Source organism: Pseudomonas kielensis (assembly GCF_030505375.1).
GTDB lineage: Bacteria > Pseudomonadota > Gammaproteobacteria > Pseudomonadales > Pseudomonadaceae > Aquipseudomonas > Aquipseudomonas kielensis.
Map to the genome: position 1 here is coordinate 4,437,195 of NZ_CP130043.1, position 19,018 is coordinate 4,456,212.

Genomic DNA, 19,018 nt, shown 5'->3' on the forward strand with positions numbered 1-19,018 from the left:
TCTCAATAGCGCTCGAAGCCGCGCTGCAGTTCCCAGTCGGTGACCCGTCGGTCGTACTCTTTCTGCTCCCATTCGGCGGTGTGCACGTAATGGTCGATCACGTCGTCACCAAACGCTTCGCGCAACATGCCCGAGCCCTTGAGTGCGGCGCAGGCCTCGCGCAGGGTCTTGGAGACTTCCGGCAAATGGCTGTCGACATAGGCATCGCCCTCGAAGGGCGGGGCCAGTTCGAGCTGCTCGTCGATCCCGGCCAGGCCCGCGGCGATCAGGGCGGCGAAGGCCAGGTAGGGGTTGAGGTCGGCCCCGCCGATCCGGCATTCGATGCGGATCGATTTGCTGCCCTCGGCGCACAGGCGAAAGCCGGCGGTGCGATTGTCCAGGCTCCAGACGGCTCGCGTGGGTGCAAAGGTGCCGGCCTGGAAGCGCTTATAGGAGTTGATGTAGGGCGCGAGAAAACAGGTGATGTCGTTGGCGTACTTGAGCTGCCCGGCCACCCAGGCACGCATCAGTTTTGACATGCCGAACTCGGCCTTGGCCTCGAAGAACAGCGGCTTCTTGCCGTTCTTGTCCCACAGCGAATTGTGGATGTGGCTGCTGGAGCCCGCGGCGTCGTAGCGCCACTTGGCCATGAAGGTGATCGCCTTGCCCTGCAGCTGGGCGATCTCCTTGCAGGCGTGCTTGATGATGACGTGGTGGTCGGCCATGGTCAGGGCATCGGCGTAGCGGATGTTGATCTCTTCCTGCCCTGGCCCCCATTCGCCCTTGGAGTTTTCCACGGGGATGCCCGAGGCCTGCAGGTGTTTGCGGATCGCCCGCAGCACCGGCTCCTCGCGGGTGGTCTGCAGGATGTTGTAGTCCTCGATGTAGTGCCCGGCGGTTTTCGGCTGGTGGTAGTTGCGCTGGTGGATGGCCTCGTAGCTCTCGTCGAACAGGTAGAACTCCAGTTCCGAGGCGAACATGCCGGTGTAGCCGCGCTGGCGCAGGCGTTCGACCTGTTTCTTGAGGATCGCCCGCGGGCTGTGGGGCAGGTCCTGGCGGTGGTGATGGTCGAGCACGTCGCACAGCACCAGGGCCGTGCATTCCAGCCACGGCACGCGGCGCAGGGTGCTCATGTCGGGCTTGAGCACAAAGTCGCCGTAGCCTTTGCTCCAGCTGGCGGCCGCGTACCCGGGCACCGGCTCCATGTCGATGTCGTCGGCCAGCAGGTAATTGCAGCAGTGGGTTTCTTCGTGGCCGCTGTCGATGAAGAACTCGACCTGGAAGCGCTTGCCCACCAGACGGCCCTGCATGTCGACCATGCACACCAGCACGGTATCGATTTCGCCATTGGCAGCGGCGCGCTTGAGTGCTTCGAAGCTTAAGAGAGGCTCGGTCATCACGACAAATCCTGCAGCAAGGAGGTGGGCAGTCTGACTAGCCGTTGCAGACGCTCTCCAGAAAACCCCAAAACCTGCAGCATGAGCATCGTGTGCAATGAGCTGCTCAAAGCTTAGCTGACTGTCGCCAAGTGCAAGTCTGGCCGAGCAAAAGCGGGAGAAAACTGCCCCGCAGGGCCGGTAACCGCCATGACTTATGAGCAAGTAGCTGTTTTCAAACAAATTTGTTAAAAAAAAGCTTCCCAGACTCGAACAAACTTGGTAAATTTCCGCGCATTCTTGCACTGGCCATTACACGGTCATCGTGGTGCAAGGGTTCAGCAAGTGAGTGCCCAGCACTCGTCGCTACATCTACAGGGGCGTCGCCAAGCGGTAAGGCAGCAGGTTTTGATCCTGCCATGCGTTGGTTCGAATCCAGCCGCCCCTGCCATTTTCCAAAGCAATCTGTCTCGTAAAATCTGCTGCGCCGGCCTGGGCCGTGACGCGGTTTTTTCCGTGCCTGGGATTTTTTTCCAGCGGGGGCGGTAGACTGCGGGACTTTTATCCCCTCATGCAGGAGCACCCCATGGCTAATCAAGACCTGACCTTCATTCCCGATCCGGACGCCGATTCGATCTCTTCCGACGTTGCCGGTTTCGCTGGCCTGCTGGTCTCGACCCAGATTCCTACCCGCGCCGACGGCAGCCTGGAGCTGGGCGATATCGTGGCGCAGAGCGAGTGCACCTTGCAGGCGCTGAAAGTCGCACTGGAGAAGGCCGGCAGTTCCATGGACCGGGTGCTGCACCTGACCATCTACCTCACCGACATGGCCGACCGCGCCGCGTTCAACCAGGTCTACCAGCGCTTCTTCGCCAAGCCATGGCCGGTCCGCGCCGCCGTGGGCGTGGCCGCCCTGGCCGTTGAAGGCATGCGCGTGGAAGTCACCGCGATGGCCGCCAAGGCCTGAGTCGGCGGGTTCGGACGGCGGCCTTGCCCAGGCAATGGCCGCCACCGGGCAGCGCACGGGTGCCGCCCAGGTGATTCGCCGCTACAATGCGCACCTACCGTGACAAGTCGACTAAAAAAATATGTCCCTGCCTAAACATCATCTGGAATTACTCAGCCCCGCCCGCGATGTCGCCATTGCCCGCGAGGCCATTCTGCATGGCGCCGACGCCGTGTACATCGGTGGCCCAAGCTTTGGTGCGCGGCACAACGCCTGCAACGAAGTGAGCGAAATCGCAGGCCTGGTGGAATTTGCCCGGCGCTACCATGCCCGGGTGTTCACCACCATCAACACCATCCTGCACGACAACGAGCTGGAGCCGGCCCGCAAGCTGATCCATCAGCTCTACGACGCCGGCGTCGACGCGCTGATCGTCCAGGACCTGGGGGTGATGGAGCTGGATATCCCGCCGATCGAGCTGCACGCCAGCACCCAGACCGACATCCGCACCCTGGCCCGGGCGAAGTTCCTCGACCAGGCAGGTTTCTCCCAACTGGTGCTGGCGCGCGAGCTGAACCTGCAAGAGATCCGCGCGATTGCCGACGAGACTGACGCGGCGATCGAGTTCTTCATCCATGGCGCCTTGTGCGTGGCCTTTTCCGGCCAGTGCAACATCTCCCATGCGCAGAACGGTCGCAGCGCCAACCGGGGCGACTGCTCCCAGGCCTGCCGCCTGCCGTACACCCTCAAGGACGACCAGGGTCGTGTGGTCGCCTTCGAGAAGCATTTGCTGTCGATGAAGGACAACAACCAGAGCGCCAACATCCGCGCCCTGGTGGAAGCCGGCGTGCGCTCGTTCAAGATCGAGGGGCGCTACAAGGACATGGGCTACGTGAAGAACATCACGGCCTACTACCGCCAGCGCCTGGATGATGTGCTCGAAGACCGCCCGGACCTGGCCCGCGCCTCCAGCGGCCGCACCGCGCACTTCTTCCTGCCGGACCCGGAAAAGACCTTCCACCGTGGCAGCACCGACTACTTCGTCAGCGACCGCAAGATCGACATTGGCGCCTTCGACACGCCGACCTTTACCGGCCTGCCGGTGGGCATCGTCGAAAAAGTCGGCAAGCGCGACTTGCAGGTGGTCACCCAGGAGCCGCTGTCCAACGGCGACGGCCTCAACGTGCTGATCAAGCGCGAAGTGGTGGGCTTTCGCGCCAACATCGCCGAGGCCAAGGGCGAGTTCGAGGAGGACGGCGAGAAGCGCTACCGCTACCGCGTCGAGCCCAACGAGATGCCTGCGGACTTGTACAAGGTCCGGCCAAATCACCCGCTGAACCGCAACCTGGACCACAACTGGCAGCAAGCCCTGCTCAAGACCTCCGCCGAGCGCCGGGTGGGTGTTGACTGGAACGTGCACCTGCGTGAGGAACGCCTGGAACTGACGGCCACCAGCGAGGAGGGCATCAGTGCCAGCGTCGCCCTCGAAGGCCCGTTCGGCGTCGCCAACAAACCTGAGCAGGCCCTGGAGCAACTGCGCGACCTGCTCGGTCAACTGGGCACCACCCAGTACCACGCGGCAGCGATCAAGCTGGATGCGCCCCAGGCCTACTTCATCCCCAACTCCCAGCTCAAGGCGGCGCGCCGCGACGTCATCGACGCCCTGACCGCCGCCCGGGTCAACGCCCACCCCAGGGGTGGACGCAAGGCCGAGACGAGCCCGCCGCCGGTGTACCCGGAGTCCCACCTGTCGTTCCTGGCCAACGTCTACAACCAGAAAGCCCGGGACTTCTATCATCGCCATGGGGTCAAGCTGATCGACGCGGCCTTCGAGGCCCACGAGGAGACCGGCGAGGTGCCGGTGATGATCACCAAGCATTGCCTGCGGTTCTCCTTCAACCTGTGCCCGAAACAGGCCAAGGGCGTCACCGGCGTGCGCACCAAGGTCGCGCCGATGCAACTGATCCACGGCGACGAAGTGCTGACCCTGAAGTTCGATTGCAAACCCTGCGAGATGCACGTGGTCGGCAAGATCAAGGGCCACATCCTCGACCTGCCGCAGCCGGGTAGCGGTGTACAGCAGCAGGTGGTCGGGCACATCAGCCCGGCGGACCTGCTCAAGACCATCGTCCGCGCCCCGCACTGAGTGCCGAGCGAACGTGATGCCAAGGCGTCACGTTCGCCCGTCAGGCAAAGAGGGAGCAGATTCACTTCGAGATACACCTCTCGGCGGTCTGCGGCTTCAAGCCAGCAGTTGACGGTGTAAGATGCCCAACAAATGTCCACCATCGAGGCTGCCATGACCGGGATATCCCTGATCCTGCCGGAAGACCTATCAAACTCCCTCGCCGATCTGGCCAAGACCAACGGGCAAAGCGCGAGCTATCTGGCGATGGACGTTCTTCGCGATTACATCGCGCATGAGCGCGCGCTGACTGCACAGATCGAATTGGCGGTAAAAGAAGCAGACGAGGGCAAATTTGCCACCGATGACCAGGTAGCAGCGATGCGCGCTCGCCGCTGGAGCAACAGTGCGGGTTGAGTGGCTGGAAAGAGCCCTCAAGAACGTGGAAGACGAAGCTAGCTACATTGCCCTTGAAAATCCCAAGGCTGCCAACGACTTTTCCGATGCTGTCTTCGCCAGCGTCGACAAACTGGCCCGGCTTCCAGCCATGGGCCGTAAAGGCCGGGTCAGAAACACACGTGAATGGGCGGTGCCCAACTGGTCCTATCTGATCCCTATCGAATACGCGGTGATCGCCTTCAAGTTCTTGGCGTGTTCCACACACGGCAGCGCCCACGTTCCAAGTGGTGACGTCGGTGAGATCTGAGCCGTCCTGTCGCTTCGTTGTCGCTACTGCGAAGGGCTACCTGTTGAATGTGTCCCCACCATGCAGCACCGAGGATAAGAGCTGCTACGCTTGAACCATTAGCTTTGGCGCTTTCCAGCCTACCACCGCACCGGTTTTCTGCGGGCTGACGGAACAGTCGAATTGCCAGGTCCTGTGCCCAAGCGAATCAGACTTCGTTGAGCAGAGGAGCGGACATGCCCCCGCCAAAAAACCGGCCTGAGGCCCGCAACCCAGAGCCGTCGGAAGACACCAGAGACGAACGGGTCTTTCAGTCGCGCAAAGAACGGTTGTACGCCGGCGCGTTGTTGCGCGAGCGTCTGCCCCATGGGCAACACGCCCAGTGGAAGCCCGTGCGCAAGCAGCGGGACGCCATCGAACTGCTCGAAGAATCCAACCGCTATCGACTGCCCAACCTGGTGCCGGTGCGCTACGGCCGCATGCTGCGCAGTCCCTTCACCTTTCTGCGCGGCTCTGCCGGGTTGATGGCCCATGACCTGGCGGCGACCCCGACAACCGGTATCCAGGTCCAGGCCTGTGGCGATTGCCACCTGATGAACTTCGGTTTGTTCGCCACCCCTGAGCGCAACCTGATCTTTGACATCAACGACTTCGACGAAACCCTGCCCGCGCCCTGGGAGTGGGATGTCAAACGCCTGGCCATCAGCTTTGCCGTGGCCGCGCGCGACAACGACCTGGGCGACAAAGAGGCGCGAGCCATCGCCGCCGGCTGCGTGGGTGCCTACCGCGAGAATCTGCGCAGGTTCTCCAAGATGAACCCGCTGGATGTCTGGTATGACCGCCTGGACGCGCAAACCATCATCGACATGGCGCCCAATGCGCAAATCAAGAAAATCCGCGAGCAGGTGGTCGCCAAGGCCAGGATGCGGGTCGGCGATTACCTCTACCCCAAGATCAGCGGTGAAGTGGGAGGGCGGCGGCGCCTGATCGATCAGCCGCCGATCCTGTTTCATGTGAATGAAAAGGGATTCCGGCGCAACGTCCATCTGGCGCTGCAGGACTACCGACTGTCACTGCCCCATGAACGGCGCGTGCTGTTCGATCGATACCGCCTGGAAGACATTGCGGTCAAGGCGGTGGGCATTGGGAGCGTCGGCACCTACTGTTTTGTCGGTCTGTTCTTTTCTGCGGAAAATCACCCGTTGCTCCTGCAGTTCAAGGAGGCCTGTCCCTCGGTCCTGGCGCCCTATGCCGGCAAGAGCAACTACGACAACCAGGGCCAGCGGGTGGTCACCGGGCAGCGCCTGATGCAGTCCTCCAGCGACATTTTCCTGGGCTGGACCCGCAGCCAGAATGGTCGCTGTTTTTTTGTACGCCAGCTACGCGACATGAAAATGTCCGCGCCCATCGAAGGCATATCCGCCGCGCGGATGAAAATGTACGCCCAGTGGTGCGGCCTGACCCTGGCGCGCGCCCACGCCAAATCCGGCGATGCGGCGCTCATCAGTGGTTACCTGGGCAAGACCGACTCCTTCGACCAGGCCATCGGCAAATTTTCCATCGCCTATGCCGATCAGAATGCCGCCGACCATGGGACGTTGCTGGCCGCCGAAAAATCCGGGCGGATCATCGCGTTGAGAGAGGAGGAGTGAGGCGCGGCACTGATGTTGCGCCCGGCCCCGGCGGGGGGGACGTTGACGACAACGGACCAGGCCGCTCAGCGCGTTAATCTTGCTCCGCACTGACCTCCTTCCAGCTGTCATCCGGGTCAAAGAGGGTCATCCCCTGGGCCAGCTTCTCACTGTCCGGCCCCAGGTCTTTTTCGAACACCTGGCCGTCATGGCTGATCATGAAACTCATCACCCCGGTGTCGGCGTATTTCGCCGGCCAGGCGATCAGGGCAAAACCCCGGCTCATCTTGTCGCCGATCAGGTAGCTGTAGGCCCCACCCGGTGCCGAAGGCCCCTGGCCATGCAGGATGCGGAAGTGATAACCGTGCCAGTCCTCGCCGCCGACGGTCTTGCCGAACGCGGGGCCCAGCGGGCTGATCTGACCGCTGTCATCGTCTGCCCAATAGAGCCCGTCGTGCTGGCCCGGGGTGCTGAAGAGGTTCTGCGCATACTCCAGGGCGCCATCGCCGTCGCGATCGATTGACGCATATTCCATCTGCGCATCGTGATAGGCCAGCGCCGCCTGCACGGCGGAGAGTTCGTTGCGGCCGATGCGCCGAGCCCGGATTTCGGCACTGCCGGCCTTGATGTCGAAGCGCCAACCGTTGGCGCTTTTGACCAGGGGAATCGGCAGCGTCCAATGGTTGCTGCCCACCGACAGCAGTGCCTTGTCGTCGCCGGTTTTCTCGATCTGATGCTGTTCGTGGTACTGCTTGATGAAGGCATCGACGTCCTGGCGCTCGGTGCCTTCGCGTGGGATGAAACTGCGCCATTCGTTGCCCAGCAACGCCGTCAGGCGTTCGTGATCGGCGTGTTTGCTGCCCAGCGCCTCGACGAATGACTGGGCGGCCTGTTCCGGTGTGGCAAATTCCTGCTGCGCGCTGGCCAGGCACGACCACGCCAGGCCAGCAGTCAGTGCCAGGGCGTGCAGGAGCCGGCCGGTAAATGGCTTGATGCGAGGATGGTTATTCAACGACGGCTCCCCCGTTGGCGCGCGGGTGCGCTGGATGGTCGACTGACTTGATGGCCTGCGGCTCGCGAGGCGCTGGGGCGCTGCGCGGAAACTTGGCTGGCACGGCCACGATTGGCTTGGGCGTTGACCTGGGACGGTGAGCGCGCGCCGGCAAAGGCATTGTTGCGCGCGCCGGTCTGATGGGTCGCGGCCGGGCGTTTTTGCGTACTTTGCCGTGCTTGTGCGGGACGCTGGTCGCGCTGGTTGAGCTGCGGGTTCTGCTGCCTCGGCTGCTGATTGTCGCGGGTGGTCCTGGGCGTGCCCTGGCTTCGGTCCGTGGTGCGGGGCCGCTCGTTACCGGCCTGCATGCGGTTGCCCGCCGTGGCGCCGGACTGGGCGTCGCGCACCCGGTCACGGGCTTCGCGGTTGCTGGTGGCGGGGCGTTCGATACCGTGCTTGTCCATCGACGTGCGGGCTTTTTCCCGCGCCTGGGCGCGCTGGGCATTGTCCCCGCGGTAGGCCTCACGCTGAGTGGCACCGTCCAGTTGGCGACCGTATTGCTGGCGGCTGCGGTTGTCGCGATAGGGCACGCCATTGCGGTGCGCGGCGTTGTGCTGCCACTTGTTCTGATTGTTGGTGATGCGGTTGTTGGCATTGATGTTGTTGTAGCGATCAACGTCGATGTCGATGTCGTTATCGTCCCAGTCACATTCGCCCCACAACGCCCCGACGATCGCCACACCGGTACCGAACGCCAGCCCGGCCATCAGGGCCGAACCCGGGTAGTAAGCGGGTGGCGGCGGATAGTAGACCGGCGGCGAAGCCGGGTAGGGCCAGGTGCCGTAAGTGGTGGTCGGGTTATAGGTGGGGACGTACACCACCTGCGGGTCGGCGGGCTGGATGATGATGGTCGAGGTGCTGCTGGCCGGGGCGGGCGCGGAGCTGCTGGTGCTGGCGGCCGGCGCTGGCGCTGCGGCCTGGACCGTGACGTTCTGGTACTGGTTGCTCTGCAGGTTGCCGGCGGTCTGTGCCTGACGACGCAAGCGTTGCACGCCTTCCATGACATCGTCGGGCTGAGCCAGGAAGGCATCCCCCAGGCGTTGGACCCAGACCGGATCCTGTCCCAGGGTCACCATGACCTGGGGAAACGCGACCAGCGCCTGCACGCTCGGGTCCCACGGCTGGCTCGCCACCTGTTTGACCGCGTCATCGCCCTTGGCGTCCGGGTGAGCCTTGGACCAGGTCACCGCCTCCGCGATTTCCCCGGGGTAGGTGCTGGCCATCAGCAGTTGGGCCAGCAGTGGGTCCGGGTACAGGGCAATGGGCGCCAGCATCTGGTCCAATTGCTCCTGGGTAAACACCGGGTCCTTGGCTGGCGCGGTGGCCGGTGCCGCAGCGGCGCTGCTGGCAGGAGGGCTGGCGGCTGTATCCACGCTTTGTGCCTGGCTGGCCGCTGCACTGACAAAAAGGACGGCTGATAACGCGTAAATGAATGGAATGCGCATTGCAACTCCATGGGCTCAGGCAGGTTGAGAGGGGTGAATCAAAACCGGGGAAGTGTCAGCCGACTGTGCAAGCCGCAGGCGTCGGTGTCGAGGCCGTCCGCTAATAGTAGCAAAGCCTGAAAAACTGCCAGGAAACTCCGGTTGTTTCCTGCGTGAAACGGTTCGGCAATCGCGCATAACTGCAACTACGCTTTCCAGCGCCGGGCTGGAAATGCCGCCTGGGGATGCCAATGTCTGGTACAGGGGGCGGTCTGCGATGAATAGCCAACCGAGTCAATACACGGGGACGACCTTGCTGGTGGTCGACGACACCCCCGACAACCTGTTGCTGATGACCGACCTGCTCAAGGATCGCTACCGGGTCAAGGTCGCCAATAGCGGCGAAAAAGCCTTGCGCCTGCTCCAGGGCGACTCGCTGCCGGACCTGATCCTGCTGGACGTGATGATGCCTGGGCTGTCTGGGCATCAAGTGGCCAGGCGACTCAAGGATGATCCCCGTACCCGGGAGATTCCGATCATTTTCCTCACCGCCATGGCCGGCACCGAGGACGAAATCCTTGGCCTGGAGCTGGGCGCGGTGGACTACATCACCAAGCCGATCAGGCCGGCACTGGTGCTGGCGCGGGTCGATACCCAACTCAAGCTCAAGGCGGCGGCCGACTTCCTGCGCGATCACAACGACTATCTGGAACAGGAAGTGCAGCGTCGCACCCGCGAGGTCATCGCCATCCAGGACGTGGCGATCCAGGCCATGGCCTCCCTGGCGGAGACGCGCGACAACGAAACCGGCAACCACATCCGCCGCACCCAGCACTACGTCAAGGTGCTGGCCGAGTACCTGCAGGATCACCCGCGTTTCCGCCACTTTCTCAGCGCCGCGACCATCGAACTGCTGTTCAAGTCGGCGCCCCTGCACGACATCGGCAAGGTCGGCATTCCCGACCATATCCTGCTCAAGCCGGGTCGTTTTACCCCGGAAGAATTCGAGATCATGAAGACCCATACCACCCTTGGGCGTGACGCCATCCAGCACGCCGAGGACCAGTTGGGCATACGCGCCGACTTCCTCATCCTGGCCAAGGAGATTGCCTACAGCCACCAGGAAAAATGGGACGGCAGCGGCTACCCCGAGGGGCTGGTGGCGGACGCTATCCCCATCAGCGCCCGGTTGATGGCGGTGGCCGACGTCTATGACGCGCTCATCAGCCGGCGGGTCTACAAGGCGGGGATGCCCCATGAGCAGGCGGTCGAGATCATCACGCAGGGCCGCGGCAGCCACTTCGACCCGGACATCTGCGATGCCTTCCTGGCCTGCAAGGAACAGTTCCAGGGGGTCGCCCAGCGTTTCGCCGACACCGACCAGGACATGGCCGTCCAGTTGGCAGCCCTGCAACGTAGTGGGCAGACGCCTTGAACCCGCGAGAGCGGGGCTTTTTCGATCAGGTTCACGAGGATAGGTAATGGCTGGATTTCGCACCCTGCTCGAGCGTCTCACGCTGCTGCACAAACTGCTCCTGGGATTCGCCGCGTTGCTGCTGTTGGTGCTGGTGCTCGGCGTGCAAAGCCTGCGCACTCAGCAATCGCTGAAGCACGACATGCAAAACCTCTATCTGCAGGAACTGGTCGGCATGGAGCACCTGCATGAAGCGCGGGTGCAACTGCCCCATCTGATGCAAATCCTGCAGCGTGCCGTGGGCACCGACAGCGCGCAGATCCGCGTCGAAGCCCTGCAGCAGTTGGCTGACACCCGGCAACGCCTGCAACTGGCGCTGGCCCAGGCCAAGGTCACCCTCATGCGCCCGGAGAACCTCGCGCGCCTGGCCGAGATCGACCTGATGCTGCAACAGTTGCAGCGCTACAGCGAACAGGCGTTTGCCTTGATCGACCAGGGCCGGCAGAACCAGGCGTTGATGCTGCTCAACAGCAGCGAATTCCAGAGAATCGCCCGGCAGGCCGACAGCCACCTGTACGGCATCGCACAAATCAAGGAAGCCTCGATTCGCGACACGGCCAAGGACATTGTCGAGTACGCCGAACGCAGCACCTTGCTGACCTACATCCTGTTGTTCGGTGGCTTGTCGCTGGCGTTGCTGTTGTCGTGGCTGGCCAGCCAGTCGATCCGCAACCCGCTGAATCGGGTACGGGTGGCGGTGGATCAACTGGCCGCCGGGCAGCTCGACCAGCCGATTCCCCACACGGACCTGAACAACGAAACCGGGGACCTGGCACGGGCCATTGCCCAACTGCAGACCGAGTCCCAGCAACTGGAGCGCCAGCGCTGGATCAAAGGCCATACCGCCCAGTTGCAGGCCGACTTGCAGCAGGCCGACACCCCGGACGAACTGGCGCAGGTATTCCTGCAGCACATCGCCAGCCTGCACGGCATCTGCCAGGCGGTGCTGTACAGCGCCCCGGAGGACGCTGACACGCTGCTGCTGATGGGCGGTTACGCCACCGATTCCGAGCACCCGCCCAAGGATCACGTGCCCTTCGGCGACGGCCTGTTGGGCCAGTGTGCGGTGGATCGCCAGGCGCGGCAGTTGCAGACGTTGCCGCCGCAATACTGGCGGTTGCACTCACCGCTGGGGGAGGTGGCGGCCAGTTGCCTGTTGCTGCAACCGATCGTGCATGGCGAGCGCCTGCTGGGGGTGTTCGAGTTGGCCAGCCTGCAACCGTTGGACGAGCGCCAGTGGCTGCTGTTGCAGGAGGCCACGCCACGACTGGCCGCGGCCATGGCGATCATGGAGCGTAACGAGGCGGTCAAGACCCTGCTGGCGCAAACCCGGCGCCAGGCCAGCGAAGTGGCGCAACAGGCGCTGCAACTGGAGGCACAGGCCCAGGCGCTGGAAGCCCAGCAAGGGGCACTGCGCGCGACCGAAGCCTGGTATCGCGGCATCATCGACGCGGCGCCCGACGGCATGCTGGTGGTGGACGATGGCGGGCATATCCTCAGGACCAACCGTCAGCTGGATCAACTGTTCGGCTACGCCCCCAGCGAGTTGATCGGCGCGGCCATCGAACGCCTGGTGCCACAGGCCAGTCGCGGACGTCACGTGGCGCTGCGCGACGGCTTCATGGCCCAGGGCGACACCCGGCAGATGGGCGCCAACCTCGAAGACCTGCAAGGCGTGCGCAAGGACGGCAGCCTGTTTTCCGCCGAGATCAGCCTGTCACGCTTGCCGAGCCTGGAAGGGAGCGGCCTGTGCGTGTGCGCCTCGGTGCGCGATGTCAGCGAGCGCCGGCAACTGCAGGCGGCGCTCAAGGCCAGCGAGATCCAGTTGCGCGCGGTCCTCGACAGCAGCCCGGTGGCCATGCTGATCAAAGACGCCGATGGCCGTCCGACCTACAGCAACCCGCAGTTCGACCGCTTGTTCGCCAGCCAGTTCGAGCAGCTGCAGGGCAGCGACCTGAGTCAGTTCTGGGTCGAGCCCGAGGCCCACCAGCGCTTTCTCGCCGCGGCGGCGCAAGGGGCGGTGCTCAACTTCGAGGCCAGCCTGCAGCGCACCGACGGTGAGCGCTTCGAGGTGCTGGTGTCGACCGTGACCCTGAGTCAGGGGGAGCAGGGCATGGGGGCCAACTGGTACTTCGACATCACCGACCGCAAGCTCGCCGAGGCCCAGGTGCAGCGCGCGCGGGAAGCGGCAGAAGAGGCGACCCGGGCCAAGAGCGACTTCCTGGCGACCATGAGCCACGAGATCCGCACCCCGATGAACGCCATCATCGGCATGAGCCACCTGGCCTTGCGCACCGAGCTCGATCACCGTCAGCGCAACTACATCGAAAAGGTCCATCGCTCGGCGGAAAGCCTGCTGGGGATCATCAACGACATCCTCGACTTCTCCAGGATCGAGGCCGGCAAGATGCACCTGGAACAGATTCCCTTCCACCTCGAAGACGTGCTCGACGGCTTCGCCAACATGATTGGCCTCAAGGCCGAGGACAAAGGCCTGGAACTGCTGTTCAGTACCGCCGTCGAACTGCCCACCGCGTTGATCGGCGATCCGTTGCGCCTGGGCCAGGTGCTGGTCAACCTGGGCAACAATGCGACCAAGTTCACCGAGCACGGCGAGATCGTGCTGGGCGTGGAGCTGCGCAGTGCAACCGCAGACCAGGCGCAGCTGCATTTCTGGGTGCGTGACAGCGGCATCGGCATGAGCGCCGAGCAGTGCTCGCGCCTGTTCCAGCCCTTCAGCCAGGCAGACAGCTCCACCACCCGCAAATACGGCGGCACCGGCCTGGGCCTGGCCATTTCCCGGCATCTGGTGGAGCTGATGGGGGGCGACATCTGGGTCGAAAGCGAGCCGGGCCAGGGCTCGACCTTTCACTTCGAGGTGAGCCTGGGGCTGCAGCGCGAGAGCCATGTGCGGCGCATGCTGACCGCCGATGAACTGCTTGGCAGCCGGGTGCTGGTGGTCGACGACAACGCCAGCGCGCGGGAAATCCTCTCGACCATGGCCCGCAGTTTTGGCGTGGAAGTCGACGTCGCGCAGAGCGGCCGTGCGGCCCTGGCCATGCTGGTGGACGCCGAAGCCCGGAAGCTGCCCTACGACCTGGTGCTGATGGACTGGCGCATGCCCGGCATGGATGGGGTGGAGGCAGTGCTGCAGATGCATGCTGCCCAATTGGCACAAACCCCGTCGGTGATCATGGTCACCGCCTTTGGCCGCGAGGAAGCCCGCGAAGAAGCCAGCCGCAACGGCATTCAATTGCCGGTGGTGCTGACCAAGCCGGTGACCCCCTCGACCCTGCTCGAAGCGCTGGGTACGGTGCTCGGCAAGGCGCCCCAGGTCGACACCCGGGCCAGCGAGCGCTCCGGCCAGAGCGCCAGCGCCATCGCCAGCCTGCGGGGCGCCCGGGTGCTGCTGGTGGAAGACAATGAACTGAACCGCGAGCTGGCGTGTGAGTTGCTGGAGAGCGCCGGGATCGAACTGTGCCTGGCCGTCCACGGCGCCGAAGCGCTGGAACAGTTGCAGCGTGACTCAGACTTCGATGGCGTACTGATGGACTGCCAGATGCCAGTGATGGACGGCTACACCGCCACCGGCAAAATCCGCGAGCAATCGCGCTGGGCCGACCTGCCGGTGATCGCCATGACCGCCGACGCCATGGCCGGGGACCGCGAGCGGGCGCTGGCCTGCGGCATGAACGACCACATCAGCAAACCGCTGAACATCGACGAGATGTTCGCCACCCTGGCCAAGTGGATACACCCGCGCCCAGGGCGCGGTACGCCTGCGGTCGAGGTGGCCCCAGCCCGCGCAACCACCACGAGCCTGCCCGCCAGCCTGCCCGGGATCGACCTGCACGCCGGCCTCGCCACCTGCATGGGCAAGACCGACCTCTACCTGCGCCTGCTGGGTAAATTCCACGCCAGCCAACAAGGCTTTGCCGCCGAATTCCACGTCGCGCGCAACCAGGCCGATTCATCGGCGCCAGCGCGACTCGCCCACACCTTGCGCGGCACCGCCGGCAACATCGGCGCCAGCGCCCTGGCCCAAGCTGCCGGCGCCCTGGAGCAAGCGTGCCTGGAAGGTGCCAGCGAACAGGACCTGGCCGAACGCCTGACGACCGTCGAACAGCACCTGACCCCGCTGCTGGCCGGCTTGTCTTCGCTGAACGAGGCACCCGCCGTCGACGCGCCTCCACCGGGCAGCGAATGGCACACCCAACTGGCCCACGTCCGCGACCTGCTGGCCGAAAGCGACGCCCAGGCCCTGAGCGCCTTGCACACCCTGCAAGGACTGGCATCAGGCCCACGAGTGGCCGAGCAGTTGAATCGAGTGATGCAACAAGCCCAATCCTACGACTTCGACCAAGCCTTGGAGCTCCTCGAAAACCTCTAGAGCTAACCATCTGCATGGCGACCGCGAGCGTTTGTAGCAACAGCCTGCGGCAGCTGCTACAGATCGTGCTACTGCTCAACTCATCAACACACCCCCATGCAACTATTCCCCCCCAACGCTAAGCTATCCCCAGCCCCGGCGCCCCACCCAAAAAAAGGATCAACATGACACTGACGGCCGAAACCCTGCTCGAGGTGGCACTGGCCAACCCCGTCAACGCACTGATCACCGCACGCCTGCCCGCACTCGGCCTGAACCAATGCATGCTCACCGCCGGCTGCCTGTTCCAGGCCATCTGGAACCAACAGGCCCAACGCCCCCTCGACTGGGGCGTAAAGGACTACGACATCTTCTACTTCGACCCCGACCTGTCCTGGGAAGCCGAAGACCAGGTCATCCAGGCGGGCCGCCAGCTGTTTCACGACCTCGACGTCAACATCGAATTCAAGAACCAGGCCCGCGTCCACCTGTGGTACCGCCAGCGATTCGGCAGCGATTATCCGCAATTGCACTCCACCCGAGACGGCGTCGACCGCTACCTGATCGCCGGCACCTGCATCGGCCTGGACATCACCACCGGCGAACTCTATGCCCCCCATGGGCTGGGCGACACGGAGCAGGGATTGTTGCGGATCAACCCGAAAAACCCCAAGCCGGCATTGTTTGCGCAGAAGGCGCAGAGCTATCAGGAACGCTGGCCTTGGCTGAGGGTGGTTGAGGCTTGCGCTTGAGCGCGTTGGGCAACGCGTCAGCTAACCCATGGCGAAGTGCGCGAGTGCCGTCCGCACATGCACTGCCCTGGTCGGGATTGCCTGAACCTGCGGATGCAGCGCGCGGCGCTGTCATCAACACGCCGCGCAACCGCAACAACCTGTCCTGGCCCCACAGCGAAGCGCAGGGGGAGGTGGACCTGACTAGTACTTGATATCACGCGCCGTATCGCGCGTGTCTTGCTTGGTGTCGCGCTTGTCCTGGCGGCAATCGGCGCGACTCTTTTCGTCGCCTTCCTTGCAGGCTTCCTTGGTTTCCCGAGCAGCATCACGCCCCTCCTGCTTGGTATCGCGCGACTCCTGTCGCTGATCAGCCTGATCGGTGGCGAAAACCTGTGTCGACACCCAGGAGCCGCCAACGGCAAGGGCCAGGGCGGTCAGGGCGGTTAGATAGTACCTGCGGATCATGAGCATTCTCCTTGCACTGAATCTAATCACGTCTTGCCCCAACCTCCTTACCGCACGCGGTTAACTGGGGCTGTTGTGCCGCGCGATTTGAAAGGTGCTCCGAGGGGATTAACGATAGGACGATGTTGGGGGGTGTACAAGGTGGGAGGCGTTTGTCGTGACGGGCGGGAAACGGCCAGAAGCGGGCGGTCAAACGTACAGAAAATAAATCTGTCCCTTTCTTCTTTCTGGCCGGTTGGCTGACCGGATTGCGGGTTACGCGGGATGGTCACGTTGTGGCTGAAGGCTTTCGGGACGCAATTCGACGCATAGTCCTTCGCAGCCGCCAATTGCCAGCAGGTCTGTTCGATCAGTGAGACGCATCCGCTCCATCGCGGAGCATGCCTGCCTGGAATCAAGTCCGGACGTACTGCTCAGTACCCGAATCACACATTCCGTGTTGGATCGCCCGCGCTTGCGTGGCGCCGATCCGGGTCAATTTTCATATTGAGCATCATCTGATGGTGTCAGCGCCTTATTTCCGGTTGCCTAAATTGCATTCACTTTTGCTCCAGCGCGGCATCGTGCCGCAACCACCCACCTACTTGCAGGTGCTCAAGCGTGTGAGCATGCGAGCTCACAACGTCTGATTGATAAACCGGGGGGCTTCAGGGATTTAACGGGCTATAAAAGTAGACGTTCAAGAACGCACAGCGACGTTATTGAGCTATACCCAATAGTCCCCCACCGCACTTCTTCCAGTATTGGAGGTTGGCAATGAAACTCCGTCTCCCCCTGTCAGTGCTATTGACTACCGCAAGTCTCTTCGGCTGCATCAACTCCTCACACCAATCAATGAATCTTCCGTTGGCAGCGACCCATAAAAACCCTGGTCATACCGCCACGACTACATTGACGGGCGAAGGTAATAAAACCAACTTTGACTTCTACATTACCGGCGTTCCAAACGGGACCATCCTGCCGCCGCGCATCTACACCTTCATCAACAAAGGCAGTTGCCAGCAACCCGGGCCAGTCGCGTACGCAATGAACGATAAGGTCAACACCGAACCCAATGCAGGCACCGGTGGATGGACCTTTTACAGAAGCGCGCCCATCACAATGCCAGACCTGCTTTCCGGCAAGTACGCCGTTGTCGTGCGTACTTCACCCGAGGATGGCAGCGCCGATATTTTCTGCGGCGATATTGCGCACGCGACTCGATGAACCGCCGGTAGTCATTTTTAAGTTGAGTCGCGCTTTGTGGCGATTGTGTTCACCGCGTTCATGGTTGGTATTTATTCAGTTTGTAATCCTAACGTTACATACACCAACAAAACACGGCTAGAGGTTAACCATGCCAACCAAAACCACTGCCCTGCCTGCTTGTACGTTCCTCGCGCTGTGCTGCCAGCAAGCCTGGGCCGGCGGCATCATGCTCTACGAAATCGGCACCGATAACGCTGGCCTGGCCAACGCCGGTGCCGCCGCCCGGGCCCAAGGCCCAGCGACCATCGCCAGTAACCCGGCGGGTATGAGTTACCTGCGGGGCACGCAGATCACCGGCGGCTTGCAAGTGCTGTATGGCGACCTGAGCTTCGATCGCGACGCTGGCAGCAATGTGGCCGGCAGCGGCAGTGGCAATGCCCTCGACCCGATCCCCGGTGGCAGTTTCTTCATCAGCCATGAACTGGATGAACATTGGAGCGTCGGCTTCGGCCAGTACGGCGACTTCGGCTTGGCGGTCAACTACGACAACGATTGGTCCGGCCGCTACTTCGCGCAGAACTCCAGCCTGCTGGGTCTGTCCTTGGTGCCCAGCGTGGCGTATCGCTTCAACGAGCAATGGTCGGTGGGCGTTGGCGTCAAGGCCATGTACGGCATGTTGCAGGCGCAAACCGCCATCGACCGCTCTCCCTTCGGTTTCACCGATCGCGCTGACGGTCAGTACAAGTACAAGGACGGTGCCTGGGGTTATGGCGCCAACGTCGGGGTGATCTATGCCCCGCAATCCGGCACCCGCATTGGCCTGGCCTACACCAGCAAAGTCGACCTGGACTTCGAAGACCGGCTGGATGTGAAAGGCGACGGCCGTTTGCTGGAACGCATCAACGACACCAACACCAAACTCGACACCACTGTGCCGCAGACCGTAACCCTCAGCCTGTTCCAGCAACTGGACCGGCAATGGGCCTTGCTGGCCTCGGCCAACTGGCAGGACTGGTCGGAATTCGGTGAGATCGGCGTACAGGTCGACACCACGGCGTTTGGCGCGCAGTCGAAATCGGTCGATGCCGGTTTCAAGGACACCTGGCACCTGTCCCTTGGCGCGCAGTACCAGGCCTCCGAGCAATGGCTGTGGAATGTCGGCGTGGCCTACGACAGCAGCGCTGTCTCCGATAGCAAACGCAGCGTGATCGTACCTATGGGCGAGTCCTGGCGCATCGCCACAGGCGCCACCTATGCTCTGAACCAAGACACCGACATCAACGTCAGTTGGGCCATGGTCTGGCTCGGCGACATGCCGGTGGACCAGACCAAGTCGATCTCGGGCAACCGAGTCTCCGGTCAGTTCGACGATGCCTGGATTCAAGCCCTGACCGGCAACATGACGTGGCGTTTCTGAAGTTCCGCTATCGAAAAATGATGATTCAATCCATGAATCGCATTTTGAGCCCTGAATCCCTCTGTAGAGGCAGAAATGAATGTCCGCAATGGGTCGGCTGCCGCCGGTGGCGACAGGCAGAAATCGGCCAAAAGCAGCCCTTCATGATTGGCTG

The 19,018-nt window shown here is 62.9% G+C and carries 13 protein-coding genes, 1 tRNA gene and 1 pseudogene; 11 read left to right on the forward strand and 4 right to left on the reverse strand.

What is annotated here, in order from left to right; genetic code table 11:
- Window positions 1-2: 2 nt before the first annotated feature.
- Entirely contained in the window at window positions 3-1,376 is a 1,374-nt protein-coding gene (locus Q1W70_RS20735; protein ID WP_182340943.1) for a glutamine synthetase family protein, read from the reverse strand.
- A 355-nt stretch (window positions 1,377-1,731) separates the two neighbouring features.
- Between Q1W70_RS20735 and Q1W70_RS20740 the strand changes: the two genes are divergently transcribed.
- The 6 genes and pseudogenes from Q1W70_RS20740 (at window position 1,732) to Q1W70_RS20765 (ending at window position 6,763) form a co-directional block, all read left to right on the forward strand.
- Window positions 1,732-1,806 (forward strand) — tRNA-Gln (locus Q1W70_RS20740).
- 135 nt (window positions 1,807-1,941) lie between these two features.
- Complete coding sequence (locus Q1W70_RS20745) at window positions 1,942-2,322, forward strand: RidA family protein (protein WP_166588996.1); 381 nt, start codon at window positions 1,942-1,944, stop codon at window positions 2,320-2,322.
- Between the two features lie 121 nt (window positions 2,323-2,443).
- Window positions 2,444-4,447: a peptidase U32 family protein gene (locus Q1W70_RS20750; RefSeq protein WP_182340941.1), complete on the forward strand. Its 2,004-nt coding sequence runs from the start codon at window positions 2,444-2,446 to the stop codon at window positions 4,445-4,447.
- 153 nt (window positions 4,448-4,600) lie between these two features.
- A complete protein-coding gene (locus tag Q1W70_RS20755; RefSeq protein ID WP_166589165.1) occupies window positions 4,601-4,843 on the forward strand; it encodes a CopG family ribbon-helix-helix protein in 243 nt (80 codons plus the stop codon).
- A pseudogene (locus Q1W70_RS20760) lies at window positions 4,833-5,116 on the forward strand (type II toxin-antitoxin system RelE/ParE family toxin). The gene Q1W70_RS20755 and the pseudogene Q1W70_RS20760 overlap by 11 nt, the downstream one beginning before the upstream one ends.
- Window positions 5,117-5,347: 231 nt before the next feature.
- A complete protein-coding gene (locus tag Q1W70_RS20765) occupies window positions 5,348-6,763 on the forward strand; it encodes a DUF2252 domain-containing protein (RefSeq protein WP_166588994.1) in 1,416 nt (471 codons plus the stop codon).
- A 73-nt stretch (window positions 6,764-6,836) separates the two neighbouring features.
- Here the strand turns inward: Q1W70_RS20765 and Q1W70_RS20770 are convergent, their stop codons facing one another.
- Window positions 6,837-7,754 carry a DUF2950 domain-containing protein gene (locus Q1W70_RS20770; protein ID WP_371927777.1) on the reverse strand — a complete coding sequence of 306 codons (918 nt, stop codon included), beginning with the start codon at window positions 7,752-7,754 and terminating at the stop codon, window positions 6,837-6,839.
- Window positions 7,751-9,238, reverse strand: a complete 1,488-nt coding sequence (locus tag Q1W70_RS20775) for a DUF3300 domain-containing protein (protein ID WP_302097838.1) — start codon at window positions 9,236-9,238, stop codon at window positions 7,751-7,753. Before Q1W70_RS20775 ends, Q1W70_RS20770 begins: the two co-directional genes overlap by 4 nt.
- 256 nt (window positions 9,239-9,494) lie before the next feature.
- Here Q1W70_RS20775 and Q1W70_RS20780 point away from each other — a divergent pair, with 256 nt between their 5' ends.
- From Q1W70_RS20780 to Q1W70_RS20790, 3 genes are all read left to right on the forward strand, one after another.
- Window positions 9,495-10,652 carry a response regulator gene (locus Q1W70_RS20780; RefSeq protein ID WP_302097839.1) on the forward strand — a complete coding sequence of 386 codons (1,158 nt, stop codon included), beginning with the start codon at window positions 9,495-9,497 and terminating at the stop codon, window positions 10,650-10,652.
- Window positions 10,653-10,698: 46 nt separating this feature from the next.
- Window positions 10,699-15,081 carry a response regulator gene (locus tag Q1W70_RS20785; RefSeq protein WP_302097840.1) on the forward strand — a complete coding sequence of 1,461 codons (4,383 nt, stop codon included), beginning with the start codon at window positions 10,699-10,701 and terminating at the stop codon, window positions 15,079-15,081.
- Window positions 15,082-15,245: 164 nt separating this feature from the next.
- Window positions 15,246-15,812: a nucleotidyltransferase family protein gene (locus tag Q1W70_RS20790; protein WP_166593101.1), complete on the forward strand. Its 567-nt coding sequence runs from the start codon at window positions 15,246-15,248 to the stop codon at window positions 15,810-15,812.
- A 183-nt stretch (window positions 15,813-15,995) separates the two neighbouring features.
- On the opposite strand, the gene Q1W70_RS20795 is transcribed toward Q1W70_RS20790, so the two are convergent.
- Window positions 15,996-16,259 (reverse strand): hypothetical protein, encoded by a 264-nt coding sequence (locus Q1W70_RS20795; RefSeq protein ID WP_166593102.1) that lies wholly within the window; start codon window positions 16,257-16,259, stop codon window positions 15,996-15,998.
- A 756-nt stretch (window positions 16,260-17,015) separates the two neighbouring features.
- Between Q1W70_RS20795 and Q1W70_RS20800 the strand changes: the two genes are divergently transcribed.
- On the forward strand, window positions 17,016-17,465 hold the full coding sequence (locus Q1W70_RS20800) for a hypothetical protein (RefSeq protein WP_166593103.1): 450 nt from the start codon (window positions 17,016-17,018) through the stop codon (window positions 17,463-17,465).
- Window positions 17,466-17,595: 130 nt separating this feature from the next.
- On the forward strand, window positions 17,596-18,864 hold the full coding sequence (locus tag Q1W70_RS20805; protein ID WP_166593104.1) for an OmpP1/FadL family transporter: 1,269 nt from the start codon (window positions 17,596-17,598) through the stop codon (window positions 18,862-18,864).
- The last annotated feature ends 154 nt before the right edge of the window (window positions 18,865-19,018 follow it).